This window comes from Ottowia sp. VDI28, from assembly GCF_049532675.1.
GTDB lineage: Bacteria > Pseudomonadota > Gammaproteobacteria > Burkholderiales > Burkholderiaceae_C > Ottowia.
Map to the genome: position 1 here is coordinate 57961 of NZ_CP149820.1, position 14738 is coordinate 72698.

The window sequence follows — 14738 nt, forward strand, 5'->3', positions numbered from 1 at the left end:
ATCCGCTCAGCAAGGTCAGTAGTGCACCACCGAGCGGATCGACTTGCCTTCGTGCATCAGGTCGAACGCTTCATTGATGCCCGTGAGCGGCATGGTGTGGGTCACGAAAGGCGCGAGCTGGATCTTGCCGGCCATGGCGTCCTCGACCATGCCGGGCAGTTCACTACGGCCCTTCACGCCGCCGAAGGCAGTGCCCAGCCAGCGGCGACCGGTCACGAGCTGGAATGGGCGGGTGCTGATCTCCTGGCCGGCACCGGCCACGCCGATGATCACGCTCTGGCCCCAGCCCCGGTGCGCGCACTCCAGCGCGGCGCGCATCACGTTGACATTGCCGATGCACTCGAAGCTGTGATCCACGCCCCAGCCCGTCATCTCCACGATCACCTGCTGGATCGGCTTTTCATGGTCCTTGGGATTGACGCAATCGGTGGCGCCGAAGGTCTTGGCCAGATCGAACTTGCCGGGGTTGGTGTCGATGGCGATGATGCGGCCCGCGCCCGCGAGCTGCGCACCCTGGATCACCGCCAGGCCGATGCCGCCCAGGCCGAACACCGCCACGCTGTCGCCCGGCTGCACCTTGGCGGTGTTCTTCACCGCACCCAGGCCGGTGGTCACGCCGCAGCCCAGCAGACAAACCTGTTCAGGGTTGGCATCGGGATTGACCTTGGCCAGTGACACTTCAGCCACCACCGAGTACTCGCTGAACGTGCTGCAGCCCATGTAGTGGTAGACGGGTTGGCCGTTGTAGCTGAAGCGCGTGGTGCCGTCGGGCATGACGCCCTTGCCCTGGGTGGCGCGCACCGCCACGCACAGGTTGGTCTTGCCGCTCTTGCAGAACAGGCATTCGCCGCACTCGGCGGTGTAGAGCGGGATCACATGGTCGCCCGGCTTGACGCTGGTCACGCCTTCGCCGCACTCCACGACGATGCCCGCACCCTCGTGGCCCAGCACCGCGGGAAAGAGACCCTCGGGGTCATCCCCACTCAGGGTGAAGGCATCCGTATGGCATACGCCGGTATGGGTGATCTTGATGAGCACTTCGCCCTTTTTCGGCGGAGCGACGTCGATCTCGACGATCTGCAAGGGTTTGCCGGCTTCGAAAGCGACAGCTGCACGGGACTTCATGATATTTCTCCTTTGATTCAATGATTTGGCAATGGTTTGGGACAGCGCCTCTTGCCAAGCGCCCTACCCTCACCCCAACCCTCTCCCGCCAGCGGGAGAGAGAGCTAAAAGCGTGTTCACTTCAACGTTCCAAGTACTGCCGAAAGGCCGCGGAGCAAGCCATACCAGGGCCACCGCGGAGCGGGCTTGGCCCGGCCGCCGGAGGCGTCCCCCTGGGGGGAAGGCGCGCCAGCGCCTCAGGGGGGTCTCATTTGAGATAGCTGCGCACAAGTGAAGCCACTTCGTCTATCGCCTCGTGCGCTCGCGCATGGGCGGGGTCGTTCAGGCTGGCCACCTCGCAATCCGCATGGCCGAAGGATTCACGCAAGTGGCCTTCCAGCACGTCGGCCATCAGCCCGTTCACGGCGCCGCGCATGGCGGCCAACTGCTGCAGTACGGGGCCGCATTCACTGCCATCGGCAATGCTGCGCTCCAGCGCCTCGGCCTGGCCGCGGATACGGCGCAAGCGCGTGATGGCGCGTTTCTTGTCTTCATCGGAATGAGGCATGGGACATGCTCCTGATACTAAGGGGGAGTTTATTCCACAACGGCGTCAGTTCTAAAAAGACTTTTATTTCATCAAGATGCCCATTCCGGCCGTTACAGTGCGGTGCCATGGCAAGCCCTTCATTCGCTATGTTCATGCGCAGCCTCGGGCTGCAGGCCTGCACCGCCGTGATGGCCGTGGCTGGAGCGTCAGCTCAGGCCGCGCGGCCCATGAATACCGATGACGCGCGACTTGTCGACCCAAAGGCTTGCCAGGTTGAAAGCTGGGTTCGCAAGAATCAGGATTCGACCGAATTCTGGGCACAGCCGGCCTGCAACCCTACCGGCAATCTGGAAATCACTGCTGGCGGCGGGCACGCGCGCGGCGATGATGCAGGCAGCCAGAACAGCTGGGTGCTGCAAGCCAAGACCCTGTTCAAGCCCGTTGAAACCAACGGCTGGGGATGGGGCCTGGCAGCCGGTACGGTGCAGCATACCGGGCCGCCGAACGGGCGCGACTGGTACACCTATGTACCCGTGAGCCGCTCTCTCCTCGACGATCGCCTGGACCTGCACTTCAACATCGGCTGGCTGCGCGATGGGCAGTTGAAGCGGAACTTCATGACGTGGGGCATTGGATCGGAAGCGCAGATCAGTGACCGTATCTGGCTGATCGCCGAAACCTTCGGCCAGAACGAAGGCCGGCCGCTTTACCAAGCCGGAGTCCGCTACTGGATCGTGCCCAACCGTGTGCAGGTAGATGCCACCTACGGCAACCGCCTCGGCGGCGGAGAGCGCTGGTTCTCGCTGGGCTTGCGGCTGCTGTCGCCCGCTTTCCTGCCTTAGAAACTTGGCGCTCGCCGGCTCCAGCAGGTGACTGAGGGCCCCAGTGCGCTCTTGCGCCCGAACACTCCGAACAACCCTGTGGAAAAGATTTGCATAACCCCATGGTTATCCACAGACCAACCCCTTTTTCCTGAGTTGTTCCCTCCCGCCAAAAATCCTCAAGCCTTCTTTCCCACACCCTCGCATCGCATCTAACTCCTTGAGTTTCAATGCCATTTCATGGCTTTTCCACAAACCCACAGCCCTCTACTACAACGATCTATTTATATAAATAAGAAAAGAAGAAATACCAGGGAAACTAAAACGCGCCTCAAAATCTCCTCATCCCCCGGCCGGCGCCCTACTCACCCAACCCGATCGGTGCCGGCGCTTTCATCACGATGCGTGTAAAGAGCCGGTCGTACTCGGCTCCTGGCTCGTACCCGCCGGTAAGCGGGTCACGGTTTTTCTCGAAAGCATCGTCCAGCGCTTTCCATTCGGCGTCACTGAGCGCTTTTTCCGCTGCCGGCAATACCTCTTGCTCTTCCACGCGCATGTGCTCCAGGTACAGATCCACATACTTTTCGAACGCTTCGGTAAATGCCGGGCGTCGCGGCTCCCCAAGCAGTTCCCAGCCGAGAAGCAGTTGCTGGAGATCGCGCACCGCCTTTTCCGTGAACTCATGGTCGCGATTAAGGCGGGCAATAGCGTCCGCCGCACCTGGCGCATTTCTCAGCACGGCAGGAAACAGCAACTCGGTTTCCTTGGGGTGATGCAGGCGTTCGGGAAACTCGTCGATGTAGAACAGCATCGCGCGCAACACGTCGAAGAATTTCTTCGGATCGTCGCCGGGGCCGCGATCAACCATCATGCGCATTGACTGCAGCATGGCGGCCAGCGACGAATGTTCGTCGCGGATAATTTCCAGACTCCTGTGTCTCATAAGCTCTCCTTGAAGAAATGATTCGAGTCTAGGAACGGCCGCCTGAATCGCCCATGATGTGCATCAAGAAGATGCACAGAGCTCCCTGGAAGCTGGTTTACGGGGGCAGGCTGGCGAAGAGTGCTTGAAAAAATGGCCTTGAGCTTGACGTTGCCATCATGGCAAGGTTCAGAATCAATGCATCACTTCAAGGAGTCCAAGACATGAACCAAACTTTTTCTGTCACCGGCATGACCTGCGGCCATTGCGAGCGCTCTGTCACCCAAGCGGTGAAAAAACTCGATCCAGGGGCCGATATCAAGATCGACCGCGCGGCCAATCGCGTCGATGTGCAATCCAGCCAGCCTCGGGAAGCTCTGGCGGCAGCCATCGCCAGCGAAGGCTACAAAGTGGCGCCATGAGTACGCAGGCGCACTGCTGCTCGGAGGCTCGTTCGATGAACACGCCTACAGGCGATGATCTGCCGGTGGCCATCGGAAAGGCTGCCCAGGCTTCGGGTGTATCGGCCAAGATGGTGCGCCACTACGAGTCGCTTGGCCTGCTGGGCGAGGTCGGGCGCACCGATAGCGGCTATCGGCAGTACACCTCCGCCGATGTGCACACGCTGCGCTTCATCAAGCGGGCGCGCAACCTGGGCTTTTCCATAGCCGAGATCACTGAACTGGTCGGCCTCTGGCGCGACCGCGGCCGCGCCAGCGCCCATGTCAAGCAGATCGCGCAGCAGCATGTGGATGAATTGCAGGCCCGTATCGACGCCATGCAGGCCATGCAACGTACGCTGCAGAATCTGCTGCGCCATTGCCATGGGGATGACCGCCCTGATTGCCCCATTCTTGATGATCTCGCTGGAAATGATCCCCCTGAGGCGCTGCGCGCCTTCCCCCTAGGGGGACGCTGCCAACGGCCTGGCAAAGCCAGCTCCGCGGCAGCACTTGCATGGCTTGCTCCGCAGCCTTTTGAGCGTGGGGGTCATTTTTCATCGCCGGGCCGTTCCCAAGATGAAAAAGCCCCCCTGGGGGGCAGCGGACCTCGCGAAGCGGGGGAGCGTGGGGGTCATTTTTCATCGCCGGGCCGTTCCCAAGATGAAAAAGCCCCCTGGGGGGCAGCGGACCTCGCGAAGCGGGGGAGCGTGGGGGCCATTTTTCATCGCCGGGCCGTCCCGAGATGAAAAAAGTACCCCCTCGGGGGGCAGCGGACCCTGCGAAGCAGGGGAGCGTGGGGGCTTTTTTCATTCAACTTTACAAAGCGTCACCCTGCAGCCAAGGGACGGACACACACGGAGCTGAGACTCGCTTTCAAGCCAGCGGACTTGTTGAACAAGGATCCACTGGCCGGGCATCACTTGTTTTTCGAGTCTTTTTCTCTGCATGAAAGGAGAACCCTCATGACTCAGCATCCGAAACGCCTGTTCCTTGCAGGCCTGCTGGCCGCCACTCTGGGCGCTACCGCCATGGCCCAGACACCTCCCCCGCCGCGCCTGCGGCTGGTGAAGCACCCGCTCAACCTGCGGCGGGCAAGCAACGTCCTCACATGAACCCTGAGCAGTTCCGCCAGCGCATGGCCGAGCACCATGCCAAACGTATGAACGAGCTCAAAGCCAAGCTGCAGCTCACACCGCCCCAGGAAAACGCCTGGAACACCTATACCGCTGCCGTGCAGCCGCCCGCTCGCGAGGGGCACCAGCGCATGGACCGCGAAGCGTTCGGCAAGCTCACCACGCCCGAGCGCATCGACCGTATGCAGGCCATGCAAGCCGAGCGCCAAACCGCCATGCGCCAGCGCGGTGAGGCCACCAAGGCGTTTTATGCCCAGCTGACGCCCGAGCAGCAGAAGACTTTCGACAGCGAAACCCTGCGGCATGGCCGGCACGGCAAGCGCGGCCACGGACATCCCGGCGGCCACGGAATGAAGCACGGCTAAGCGATATAGCTCGTTTCACGAGAGGCGTCTGCCTCTCTGCAGAAGCGGACTCGGCCGTGGACGGTTTCGTTCACGGCTGAATCCGCTTTTGCTCATTTACAAGCATGTTCCGCGGGCAATTTGGGCTAAGCTGCCCCTATCGTGCCCGATCACTACCATTCCCCTCCTCTGCCACCCCGGCCTCCAGCCGGTACTCTTCGCCTGCCAGCCGTGCGCGGCGTTGAACTGGGGGCTCCCCTTCAGTGGCTGGCCCTGGGATGGCGCGATGTATGGCGCTGCGGCTTCTTGAGTGTCGCGCACGGTTTGGCGCTGGCGCTTTTCGGCGGCTTGCTGCTGTGGCTGGCGCATGACCGCTTCTGGCTGCTGGCAGGCGCGTTTTCCGGTTTTCTGGTGGTCGCTCCCGTGCTGGCTACCAGCCTGTATGCACTGAGCCGCGCGCTGGAGCGCGGTGAGCCGATCGGTGCTTCCACCATCGCCTTGACGTGGACACGCTGGCAATACTCGCGGTATGCCGTCCATGGCGGCTATTGGAGCATGGTGCGCTTCGGCCTGCTGCTCTCGCTGGCCGGTACTGGCTGGGTGCTGACCTCGGCGGCCCTCATCACTCTCCTTGCGCCGCAGCCTGTGCAAACCCCCATGGATTTCGTGCGCCACGTGATCCTGGCGCCTGGTGGCCATCTTTTCGAACTGTGGCTGACCATGGGCGCCCTGATGGCGGCTCCGCTCTTCGCTTCCAGCGTGGTGGCGATGCCCCTGCTGCTCGACCGCCGGGTGGATGTACTGCAGGCGGTGCTGACCAGTTGGCAAGCCGTATTGAAAAATCCGATCCCCATGGCCCTCTGGGCCGGACTGTTGATGGGTTTGACCCTCGTGGGCATGGCCACGGCCATGCTCGGCCTCATCGTGATCGTGCCCTGGCTCGGCCATGCCAGTTGGCACGCTTACCGGTCCCTGGTGGACGCCAGCAATCTCCCCGAGCGCCTGCTACCGGAGGGGGCCTGACATGTTTGGCTTCAACGAAGAGCAGATTGCCTGGTTCGGTCTCACGGTGGGCGTGGGCGCGTTCATGCTCTACATGCTGTTCATCATCGCCCAACTGGCCTGGGAATCGAAGGCTGGCAAATTTGGCACTTTCGTGATCTTCCTGGGCCTGGCTTTTGGCATGCTGGGCTTTGTCGTCAAGCTGGTTCTGGAGTGGTTCATGACCCGATAGGAGCAACCCTGTGGAAAAGATTTGCATAACCCCATGGTTATCCACAGACCAACCCCTTTTTCCTGAGTTGTTCCTACCTGCCAAAAATCCTCAAGCCTTCTTTCCCACATCCTCGCATCGCATCTAACTCCTTGAGTTTCAATGCCATTTCATGTCTTTTCCACAAACCCACTGCCCTCTACTACAACGATCTATTTATATAAATAAGAAAAGAAGAAATACCGGGGAAACTAAAACGCGCCTCACACATGCAAAACCCTCCGTTTGTGGCCGAGGTCAAGCGCGTTCCCGGTAGCCTTCGTCAAGGGGTGGGCGCCCTGGATTCCGGCTTTCGCCCATATGCGCTAACGTAAATTAGCGTATGCTCGAGCCATCAATCCGGATAGGTGGAAGATGGACCAAGAGCCAGAGCGAGTGAATTTGAGTGAAGACTGGCAAGTCATAGAGAGTCTATTGCCCGAGCATTGGCAAAGCCAGGCCAGGCAGTTAGGTGCGCTCAAGCGCACGCGAGGGGTGCGCGATGCGCGAATGCTGTTGCGGCTGATGCTGATTCACCTGGCGCAAGGCTGCAGCCTGCGGGAGACGGCAGCGCAGGCGCAACTGGCGGGTATAGCCCAGATCAGTGATGTCGCCTTACTCAAGCGCTTGCGCTCATGCGGTGCTTGGTTTGAATGGATGGCCGGGCAAGTCAGGCAAGCGCCTGAGCTGCAAGCACAGCCCCTGGCTGGGCAGAGCCTGCTGAGTGGGCGCAGATTGCGCGTGGTCGACGGCAGCGTGGTGCGCGAGCCGGGCCCCACGGGCTCGCAGTGGCGGCTGCACTATGCGATCGGCCTGCCCGATCTGCAGTGCCAGGAGGTTCACCTGGGCTCAGCCAGGCAGGGCGAGACACTCAAACGCTTTGAGGTGCGAGCGGGCGATGTGTTTGTGGCCGACCGTGGTTACGCGCATCCGGCGGGCATTGCCCACGTGCGCGCCGGTGGGGGCGATGTGCTGGTGCGGCTTAACCTGGTGACACTGCCTTTGTATGAGACTGGGGTGCCTGTTGCGAAGGCGCAAAAGCTTGATATTCTGGCTTGTGCTCGCACCGTTCAGATAGGTCAGCCCAAGGAGTTTGAGGCGTGTGTGCACCCCAAGGAGGGGGCCATTGTGCGCGGGCGCCTGTGCATCGCACGCAAAAGCCAGCAGGCTGCTGCCAGGGCACGCCAGCGCGTGCAGCGTGAGAGTCAGCGCAGTGGCACGCAGATGCAGCCGCAGACGCTGGAGGCGGCTGATTACGTCTTTGTCTTCACCAGTCTGTCGCAAGAGCTCAGTGCTCAGCAGGTGCTGCAGATCTACCGTCTACGCTGGCAAATCGAGTTGGAGTTCAAGCGGCTGAAGTCGCTCATCTCGCTGGGGCATCTGAAAAAGCACGATGAACAGGCGGCGCGAAGCTGGCTGCAGGGCAAGCTGCTGGTGGCCTTTCTGATCGCTCGCATGATTGCTCATGCCGAGCGCGTTTCCCCCTGGGGATACGAGATCGAGAAGATCGCGTACGACTGAGTCTTGGTGCCCTTGGCGAGAGACTTCGCTGATGCGCGAGTTGCTATGCCGTGCACTGACGCCTGCGATGAATCTGCGCGAGGCCATCCGGCAATGGCAATCTGTGCGCCAGCGCCTGGCTGAGTCGCCTCGACGGCGACGCTCTCAAAGAGTTGATTCGTATGACTTACTACGTTAGCGCATATGGGCTTTCGCCGGAATGACGGGGAAAGGAGCTTCCCTGTTCCGGGTTCGTGTGCGGGAAAGCGGCTTATCCCAGGCGGGTAGAATCCCGTAATGTCTGTCGCCCTCGCTGGAAATTCACCTGCCGCCTTCGAGATCAAAAGCGCCAGCCTGCCCCTTGTGGCCTTGCTGTTGAAATCAGCCGATCTGGCCTTGCTCGAGCGTGAAATGGTCACGCGTTTCGGCGATATTCCGGATTTTTTTGACAACGATCCGTTGATCATCGATCTGGCGCCGCTCAAGGCCTCTCAGCCTGATGCCGCCGTGGATTTCGAAGCGCTGTTGCCACTGCTTCGCACCTATCGCTTGCAGCCGATGGTCGTCCGGGGGGCAGTCCGGCGCAGATGGAAGCCGCTGCCGCCGCGGGCCTGGTACCCACGGCCGAAGCCGTGGTGCCGCGCCGCGCTTCCGCTCCGGAAACCGAGGCGCCGCCCAGGCCGCAATCAGAGGCCCAGGTGGTGGTGGCGCCTCCACCTGCGCCCGCCGAAGCCGAAGTGCGGCCCACTTCCGCGACCGAGCCTGTTCAACCGCTTTCAGCGTTGGTCATTGATCGTCCTGTACGATCGGGGCAGCAGGTATATGCCCGCGGGCGTGATCTGGTGGTCATGGCCATGGTCAATCCAGGCGCCGAAGTGATCGCCGATGGCCATATCCATGTCTATGCGCCTTTGCGCGGGCGAGCCATCGCCGGTGCGCGCGGCGATGGCAGTGCGCGCATCTTCGCGCTGGAAATGACTCCCGAGCTGATTTCGATCGCCGGCGTCTACCGCACCACCGACACGCCCCTGGCGCCTGAGGTGTGGGGCCGGGCGGCGCAGATCCATCTCACCAGCGATGATGAAGGCGACAAACTCATCGTTACCGCTATTTCCGGCTGACACCCTGGGTTGTCAGGTCTAATCCGGTTTGATTTTCAGAAAGACTATCACGCATGACCAAAATCGTTGTGGTGACTTCCGGCAAGGGTGGCGTGGGCAAGACCACCACCAGCGCCGCATTTGCTTCCGGACTGGCGTTGGCCGGGCACAAGACGGCCGTGATCGATTTCGACGTCGGTCTTCGCAATCTGGACCTCATCATGGGCTGCGAACGCCGCGTGGTGTATGACCTCATCAATGTCATTCAGGGCGAGGCCAACCTCACCCAGGCGCTGATCAAGGACAAGCAGTGCGACAACCTCTTCATCCTCGCCGCCAGCCAGACGCGCGACAAGGATGCGCTGACCCAGGAGGGCGTCGAGAAGGTCTTGAACGACCTGGCCAAGATGGATTTCGACTACATCGTCTGTGATTCACCGGCCGGCATCGAAACCGGCGCGCTGATGGCCATGCATTTCGCCGATGAAGCCCTGGTCGTGACGAACCCTGAAGTCTCCAGCGTGCGCGACTCCGACCGCATTCTGGGCATGCTGGGTAGCAAGACCAAGCGGGCCATCGAGGGCAAGGAGCCGATCAAGGAGCATCTGCTCATTACCCGCTACAACCCCAACCGCGTGGCGGACGGCCAGATGCTGAGCCTGGAAGACATCCAGGACATCCTGCGCATCAAGCTGATCGGCGTCATTCCCGAGAGCGAGGCCGTGCTGCAAGCTTCCAACCAGGGCCTGCCGGCCGTGCACCTGAAGGGCACGGATGTGTCCGGTGCGTATACCGATGTGGTGGAGCGTTTCCTGGGCAATGAAAAGCCCATGAGGTTCGTGGACGCCGAGAAGCCCGGCTTCTTCAAGCGCCTGTTTGGAGGAAAGTGAGCCCATGTCCTTTCTCTCCTTTTTTCTTGGCGAGAAGAAGAAAACCGCCAGTGTGGCCAAGGAACGGCTGCAGATCATTCTCGCGCACGAACGCTCAGGCCGTTCTGCCGCCGAGCCTGATTACTTGCCCGATCTGCAGCGCGACCTGATTGCCGTGATCAGCAAGTACATCAAGATCGACCAGAAGGACATCAAGGTCAACCTGGAGCGTCAGGATGACCTTGAGGTGCTGGAGGTGAAGATCGAGCTGCCGGAGAAAGCCTAGGAGCGTGGGCGGTAGAAGGCGTCGAAGCGAAACGTGCGAAAAACGAGGACAGCGAGGTAGTACCGAGAAGCCCATAGTGGATCTATGGGCGCAGGAGGTAATAGCGCGATGGACCGTTTTCTCGTGCGTTGCAGCCGACGTCCCTTCTGGCGCCCATGCTCCTAGGCCTTGCCTTCGTACTTCTGGCCGAGGGCCATGAGCTCCGGCGTCCCGATAGTCTCGTTCAGCTGATCGAAGTCCAGCATGCGGTCGCGCCAGGGCGCCGTGGTGCGGTTCTGGTGCAGATCGCCATAGTATTGGCGGAGCATGAACCCGGCGGCTCTTGCCGTTCCGCCCGGGAAGATCACGATGCGGTAGCCGATGGCACCCAGTTCGTCGGCGCTTTTCACGGGGGTCTTGCCGCCTTCGACCATGTTGGCCAGCATGGGAATGCGCGATGAGAAGCGTGCGCAGGCTTGCTGCATTTGCTCGGGCGTCCGCACCGCCTCGATGAACAGTGCATCCACACCGCAGGCCAGAAACGACTCGGCGCGTTCCATGGCGGCTTCGAAGCCTTCCACGGCGACGGCATCGGTACGGGCCAGGATGAGCGTTTCGCTCGAATGGCGCGCATCCAGCGCGGCCCGCAGTTTGCCGCACATCTCGGACACGGGAATGACGCCCTTGCCGTCCAGATGCCCGCAGCGCTTGGGGAAGGTCTGGTCTTCCAGCTGAATCATGGCAGCGCCCGCGCGCTCGAAGGCGCGTACGGTTCGCTGAGTGTTGAGCGCATTGCCGAAGCCGGTGTCCGCGTCGACGATCACCGGCGTGGCCACCCGCTCCGTGATGCGGGCCAGGGTGTCGGCCACTTCGGTGGCGGTGGTCAACCCGACGTCGGAGCGGCCCAGGCGGGTATAGGCGATCGAGGCGCCCGAAAGGTACAGCGCTTCGAAGCCCGCCTGCTCTGCGATCAGTGCGGTGAAGGCGTCATAGATGCCGGGGGCGAGAACAGCTCGGTCGCTGCGCAACCGTTCCTTCAAAGTCATGCTCATGGTGTTCAAAAAAGAGTGGTCAGTTCTTGAGGATTCCGGCCGCCGTGGCACCGGCCACCCAGCCGCCACCGACGGCGCTGAGTAGGCCATTGCCCGACATGTAGCCCGATACCTCGTTACCCGAGACGCCGCGTGCGGCTCCGCCCGCAGCCAGCAGATTGGAAAACGGCCGGCCGTCTTGGCGCAGCACCTGGCATTGGCTGTCGATGTCCAGGCCGCCTTGGGTATGAAAGAGCGCGCCTGTCACCTTGACGGCGTGGTAGGGCGCTTTCAGGGGGCGCTTGAAGTGGCGGCCCCAGGCATCGCTGCCTTCAGGGGCTGCCGCATCCAGTGTGGCCTGCAGCACGTCTGCTTCGCAGCCGATCAGCTTGGCCAACGAGGCGACGTCGGGTGCCGTGCGCAGCGCTCCGGCCTTTTCCGCATCGACATAGTCGGGGAAGGTGCGGGCCAGGCTCAGCAAGGGGTCGTCGAACACGTTCCATGCAACGCCGCCCGGCTGCTCAAGCACATGCACGGCCGCCTCGGAGTAGCCGTGCGTCTCGTCATGGAATCTGCGGCCCTCGGCGTTGATCTGGACGCCGCCTTCCATCATCACGGCCCAGGTCATGAGCGCGCCCTGGGGCGTGACCCAGGAGCCGTGCCCCTGATAGCCTCCCAGATCGGCTAGGCGCGCTTGTAGCGCGCGGCCCCAGGCGATGGCGCTCCCGTCGTTGCCGACATGGCCGCCGAATGTGGCGTTCTTCATTTCCGGCAGGAGCTCGCCTACCAGGCTGGGGTTGCCGCCAAAGCCATTGCATGCGAGCAGCAGCACGTCGCAGGCGACGTACGCCATGGCGCCATCGAGCGCGGCATAGCCCACGCCAATGACGCGGTCCGATTCGTTCAGCCAGAGCTCACGCACCACGGAGTCCGTCAGGGTGTCCGCACCGGCCGCGGTGGCGGTGCGTTCCAGGGCTGCCATCAGGGCCGCGCCCGTGCGCTCGGCCAAGGCGTGCATGCGCCGCGCCCGGTGCCCAGGATAGAGAAAGCCATCGAGGATCTCGAAGACGATGCCGTGCTTTTCCAGTGCGTCGATCGCTTGCGTGACACCTTCCGTGTAGGTCTTGACCAGGTGGGGGGCCGCCTGACCATGGGCCTTGGCCATGACGTCTTCCGCGAACTGGGTGTGCGAATCTTCGATGCCCAGCGATCGTTGAAGCCGGGTTTCCGCGGCAGGGATGAAGCCCGAGGAAAGCGCCGTGGATCCGCTGGGTACGGAATCGCGCTCGAGCAGCAGACACTCGATACCTGCTTCGCGCAGCCGGATGGCCGCGGTCAGGCCGCATGCGCCCGCGCCCACGATCACGGCGGGGAATCGCGGCGTCTCTTCGGGCATCTGGGCGGCACGCACGATGCGGGCGGGATGATCGGTCATGGAAGACTGCATGAATAGGCTTTATCGAGGCGTGGATGCTTTGTCGTACTGCTGGCGCAACTGATTGAGCAGACCGCCAGCGGCCACCATTTCCAGCAGAAAACCAGGAATGGGGTCGCAAGCCAGGGTGCTGCCATCGGCGCGCTTCACAGCAGGATTCGGGCCTTCCAGATCCAAGGTGACGGATTCACCTTCTTTCAAGAGCCCCGCGTCGGCACACGTCAGCAGCAAAAGGCCCAGATTGAAGGCGTTGCGGAAATACAGCCCGCCAAAGGAGGGGGCGATCACGGCTTTCACGCCCAGGTGCACTAGCGCACCGGCAGCCTGTTCCCGTGATGAACCGATGCCGAAGTTCGGCCCCGCGGCGATCACATCCCCTGGCTGGACGGCTGCAGCGAACTCGGGCCGCGTGGCTTCCAGGCAATGCGGCGCGATACCGTCGAGGCCCAGTTTCATGTAGGCACCCGGGGCCAATTGGTCCGTGTCGATGTCGGCGCCGAGAGCCCAGACCCGGCCCGGCTTGGTGGTGATGATGGTCATATCAATTACCCATGGCGCCGTGCGTGAACCGTAGCGCATGAAACATAAAGATTCCAAAGGCCGCGAAGCAGGCCATGCCAGGACGCCCGCGGAGCTGGCTTGGCCAGGCCGCTGGGCGCGTCCCCCTTGGGGGGACGGCGCGTAAGCGACTCAGGGGGGTCATCCCAAGATTTCCCTTGGATCGGCGATGTGTCCGCGCAGTGCCGAGGCGGCAACGGTGTAGGGCGATGCGAGGTAGACCTGCGCGGTGGCGGAACCCATGCGTCCCTTGAAATTGCGTGCCGTGGTGGAGATCACGTTGGCGCCGTCCGGGATGGTGCCGCCGTAGCCTGAGCAGGCGCCGCATGACGTGGCTAGAACCTCTGCTCCCGCATCACGCAACACCCCCATTACGCCCTCATCCTCAGCCTGCTGCTGGTCGCGCAGGCTGGCAGGGGCCACCAGCAGGCGCATGCCGGGTGCCGCGCGTTGGCCTCTCAGCACCTGGGCAGCCGCGCGCAGGTCGTCCAGCTTGGCGCCGGTGCAGGCGCCTATGTACGCGGCCTGGATGGGCACATTCCGGAACTGATCGACCGGGCGGGTATTGGCAGGGCTGTGCGGCGCGGCGACCTGGGGCGCCAAGGAGGCGGCATCGAAGCAGTGCGTGATGGCCTCGGCACCCTCGTCGGTGTGCCAGCCGTCGGTTTCCACATCCTTGACACCGACACTTTCCAGCCAGGCCCGCGTGGTCTCGTCCGGCGCGATCAGCCCGGCCTGGGCGCCCAGCTCGGCGCTCATGTTCGACAAGGTCATGCGCTCCGGCATGGAAAGCTGCCGGACGGCTTCGCCGCAGAACTCCACTGCCTGGTATTCGCCGCCGTTCATGCCGAAGCGGCCGATCATGTGCAGCGCCATGTCCTTGGCCGTCAGGCCCTCCGGGAGGCGGCCGTCCCATTGCATGCGGATGGTCTGCGGCACGCGCAACCAGATCTCGCCCTCGACGACGACGCCCAGCATCTCGGTGCTGCCTATGCCGAACATATAGGCGCCGAAGGCGCCGCCCGTAGGTGAGTGCGAATCACCGCCCACACAGAACATGCCGGGCCGGATGTGCCCTTTTTGCGGCAGCACGACGTGGCAGATGCCTTCGCTGTCGTAGACGTTGGGCAACTGCTGCTCCGTGGCCCAGTCGCGTGCGATGCGCACGATGCGGCGCGAATCGTCGTCGCGCTCGGGCACGTAGTGGTCCATGACCAGCACGATGCGCGACTTGTCCCAGAGCTGGGCGCCCAGCTCTTCCAGCATGGGCTGCAGCCTTCGCGGGCCCGAGGAGTCGTGGAACATCGCGAGATCGACCTTGCAGTTCACGATCTCGCCCGGCTTCACATGGGCACGCCCGCTGGCCCGTGCGATCAGTTTCTGGGCTAATGTAGTGGGATGGGTCATGTCA

At 62.5% G+C, this 14738-nt stretch carries 16 protein-coding genes and 2 pseudogenes; 11 read left to right on the forward strand and 7 right to left on the reverse strand.

Annotated elements, in window-relative coordinates; all coding sequences use genetic code 11:
- Positions 1-15 precede the first annotated feature (15 nt).
- Both WJU18_RS00275 and WJU18_RS00280 read right to left on the reverse strand, forming a co-directional pair.
- A complete protein-coding gene (locus WJU18_RS00275; RefSeq protein ID WP_423458186.1) occupies positions 16-1125 on the reverse strand; it encodes an S-(hydroxymethyl)glutathione dehydrogenase/class III alcohol dehydrogenase in 1110 nt (369 codons plus the stop codon).
- A gap of 247 nt (positions 1126-1372) precedes the next feature.
- Positions 1373-1672, reverse strand: coding sequence for a metal-sensing transcriptional repressor (locus WJU18_RS00280; RefSeq protein ID WP_423458187.1), 300 nt, complete (start codon positions 1670-1672; stop codon positions 1373-1375).
- Positions 1673-1779: 107 nt separating this feature from the next.
- Between WJU18_RS00280 and WJU18_RS00285 the strand changes: the two genes are divergently transcribed.
- On the forward strand, positions 1780-2496 hold the full coding sequence (locus WJU18_RS00285; RefSeq protein WP_423458188.1) for a hypothetical protein: 717 nt from the start codon (positions 1780-1782) through the stop codon (positions 2494-2496).
- Between the two features lie 340 nt (positions 2497-2836).
- Here WJU18_RS00285 and WJU18_RS00290 read toward each other — a convergent pair whose 3' ends face one another.
- Positions 2837-3418 (reverse strand): hemerythrin domain-containing protein, encoded by a 582-nt coding sequence (locus WJU18_RS00290; protein ID WP_423458189.1) that lies wholly within the window; start codon positions 3416-3418, stop codon positions 2837-2839.
- Positions 3419-3621: 203 nt separating this feature from the next.
- Here WJU18_RS00290 and WJU18_RS00295 point away from each other — a divergent pair, with 203 nt between their 5' ends.
- The 10 genes and pseudogenes from WJU18_RS00295 to minE all read left to right on the forward strand — a co-directional run bounded on the left by WJU18_RS00295 (position 3622) and on the right by minE (position 10324).
- Complete coding sequence (locus WJU18_RS00295) at positions 3622-3819, forward strand: heavy-metal-associated domain-containing protein (RefSeq protein WP_423458190.1); 198 nt, start codon at positions 3622-3624, stop codon at positions 3817-3819.
- Between the two features lie 35 nt (positions 3820-3854).
- Positions 3855-4274: pseudogene (gene cueR / locus WJU18_RS00300) on the forward strand (Cu(I)-responsive transcriptional regulator); the annotation flags it as partial.
- A gap of 528 nt (positions 4275-4802) precedes the next feature.
- On the forward strand, positions 4803-4952 hold the full coding sequence (locus tag WJU18_RS00305) for a hypothetical protein (protein WP_423458191.1): 150 nt from the start codon (positions 4803-4805) through the stop codon (positions 4950-4952).
- Positions 4949-5338, forward strand: coding sequence for a Spy/CpxP family protein refolding chaperone (locus WJU18_RS00310; protein WP_423458192.1), 390 nt, complete (start codon positions 4949-4951; stop codon positions 5336-5338). The genes WJU18_RS00305 and WJU18_RS00310 overlap by 4 nt, the downstream gene beginning before the upstream one ends.
- A gap of 141 nt (positions 5339-5479) precedes the next feature.
- Positions 5480-6340, forward strand: coding sequence for a DUF2189 domain-containing protein (locus WJU18_RS00315; RefSeq protein ID WP_423458193.1), 861 nt, complete (start codon positions 5480-5482; stop codon positions 6338-6340).
- Between the two features lies 1 nt (position 6341).
- Positions 6342-6551: a DUF2788 domain-containing protein gene (locus WJU18_RS00320; RefSeq protein WP_423458194.1), complete on the forward strand. Its 210-nt coding sequence runs from the start codon at positions 6342-6344 to the stop codon at positions 6549-6551.
- Positions 6552-6944: 393 nt separating this feature from the next.
- Positions 6945-8090, forward strand: coding sequence for an IS4 family transposase (locus tag WJU18_RS00325; RefSeq protein WP_423458195.1), 1146 nt, complete (start codon positions 6945-6947; stop codon positions 8088-8090).
- 276 nt (positions 8091-8366) lie between these two features.
- A pseudogene (minC, locus tag WJU18_RS00330) lies at positions 8367-9190 on the forward strand (septum site-determining protein MinC).
- Positions 9191-9243: 53 nt separating this feature from the next.
- Complete coding sequence (gene minD / locus WJU18_RS00335; protein WP_423458196.1) at positions 9244-10059, forward strand: septum site-determining protein MinD; 816 nt, start codon at positions 9244-9246, stop codon at positions 10057-10059.
- A gap of 4 nt (positions 10060-10063) precedes the next feature.
- Positions 10064-10324 carry a cell division topological specificity factor MinE gene (gene minE, locus WJU18_RS00340; RefSeq protein ID WP_423458197.1) on the forward strand — a complete coding sequence of 87 codons (261 nt, stop codon included), beginning with the start codon at positions 10064-10066 and terminating at the stop codon, positions 10322-10324.
- Positions 10325-10485: 161 nt separating this feature from the next.
- Here minE and WJU18_RS00345 read toward each other — a convergent pair whose 3' ends face one another.
- The 4 genes from WJU18_RS00345 to WJU18_RS00360 all read right to left on the reverse strand — a co-directional run bounded on the left by WJU18_RS00345 (position 10486) and on the right by WJU18_RS00360 (position 14734).
- Positions 10486-11355 (reverse strand): isocitrate lyase/PEP mutase family protein, encoded by an 870-nt coding sequence (locus WJU18_RS00345; protein ID WP_423458198.1) that lies wholly within the window; start codon positions 11353-11355, stop codon positions 10486-10488.
- A 19-nt stretch (positions 11356-11374) separates the two neighbouring features.
- Positions 11375-12769 (reverse strand): FAD-dependent oxidoreductase, encoded by a 1395-nt coding sequence (locus tag WJU18_RS00350; RefSeq protein WP_423458199.1) that lies wholly within the window; start codon positions 12767-12769, stop codon positions 11375-11377.
- A gap of 21 nt (positions 12770-12790) precedes the next feature.
- Complete coding sequence (locus WJU18_RS00355) at positions 12791-13309, reverse strand: 3-isopropylmalate dehydratase (RefSeq protein ID WP_423458200.1); 519 nt, start codon at positions 13307-13309, stop codon at positions 12791-12793.
- Between the two features lie 159 nt (positions 13310-13468).
- The gene (locus tag WJU18_RS00360) at positions 13469-14734 is read right to left on the reverse strand and encodes a 3-isopropylmalate dehydratase large subunit (protein ID WP_423458201.1); all 1266 of its coding nucleotides are present in this window, start codon (positions 14732-14734) and stop codon (positions 13469-13471) included.
- Between the last annotated feature and the right edge of the window lie 4 nt (positions 14735-14738).

What these genes read in the sequence shown, in the direction of transcription:
- WJU18_RS00290 (WP_423458189.1), bottom strand. Translation starts at nt 3,418, where the DNA reads ATGAGACACAGGAGTCTGGAAATTATCCGCGACGAACATTCGTCGCTG.
- WJU18_RS00305 (WP_423458191.1), top strand. Translation starts at nt 4,803, where the DNA reads ATGACTCAGCATCCGAAACGCCTGTTCCTTGCAGGCCTGCTGGCCGCC.
- WJU18_RS00310 (WP_423458192.1), top strand. Translation starts at nt 4,949, where the DNA reads ATGAACCCTGAGCAGTTCCGCCAGCGCATGGCCGAGCACCATGCCAAA.
- minD (WP_423458196.1), top strand. Translation starts at nt 9,244, where the DNA reads ATGACCAAAATCGTTGTGGTGACTTCCGGCAAGGGTGGCGTGGGCAAG.
- WJU18_RS00285 (WP_423458188.1), top strand. Translation starts at nt 1,780, where the DNA reads ATGGCAAGCCCTTCATTCGCTATGTTCATGCGCAGCCTCGGGCTGCAG.
- WJU18_RS00360 (WP_423458201.1), bottom strand. Translation starts at nt 14,734, where the DNA reads ATGACCCATCCCACTACATTAGCCCAGAAACTGATCGCACGGGCCAGC.
- WJU18_RS00275 (WP_423458186.1), bottom strand. Translation starts at nt 1,125, where the DNA reads ATGAAGTCCCGTGCAGCTGTCGCTTTCGAAGCCGGCAAACCCTTGCAG.
- minE (WP_423458197.1), top strand. Translation starts at nt 10,064, where the DNA reads ATGTCCTTTCTCTCCTTTTTTCTTGGCGAGAAGAAGAAAACCGCCAGT.
- WJU18_RS00320 (WP_423458194.1), top strand. Translation starts at nt 6,342, where the DNA reads ATGTTTGGCTTCAACGAAGAGCAGATTGCCTGGTTCGGTCTCACGGTG.
- WJU18_RS00350 (WP_423458199.1), bottom strand. Translation starts at nt 12,769, where the DNA reads ATGACCGATCATCCCGCCCGCATCGTGCGTGCCGCCCAGATGCCCGAA.
- WJU18_RS00295 (WP_423458190.1), top strand. Translation starts at nt 3,622, where the DNA reads ATGAACCAAACTTTTTCTGTCACCGGCATGACCTGCGGCCATTGCGAG.
- WJU18_RS00345 (WP_423458198.1), bottom strand. Translation starts at nt 11,355, where the DNA reads ATGAGCATGACTTTGAAGGAACGGTTGCGCAGCGACCGAGCTGTTCTC.
- WJU18_RS00325 (WP_423458195.1), top strand. Translation starts at nt 6,945, where the DNA reads ATGGACCAAGAGCCAGAGCGAGTGAATTTGAGTGAAGACTGGCAAGTC.
- WJU18_RS00280 (WP_423458187.1), bottom strand. Translation starts at nt 1,672, where the DNA reads ATGCCTCATTCCGATGAAGACAAGAAACGCGCCATCACGCGCTTGCGC.
- WJU18_RS00355 (WP_423458200.1), bottom strand. Translation starts at nt 13,309, where the DNA reads ATGACCATCATCACCACCAAGCCGGGCCGGGTCTGGGCTCTCGGCGCC.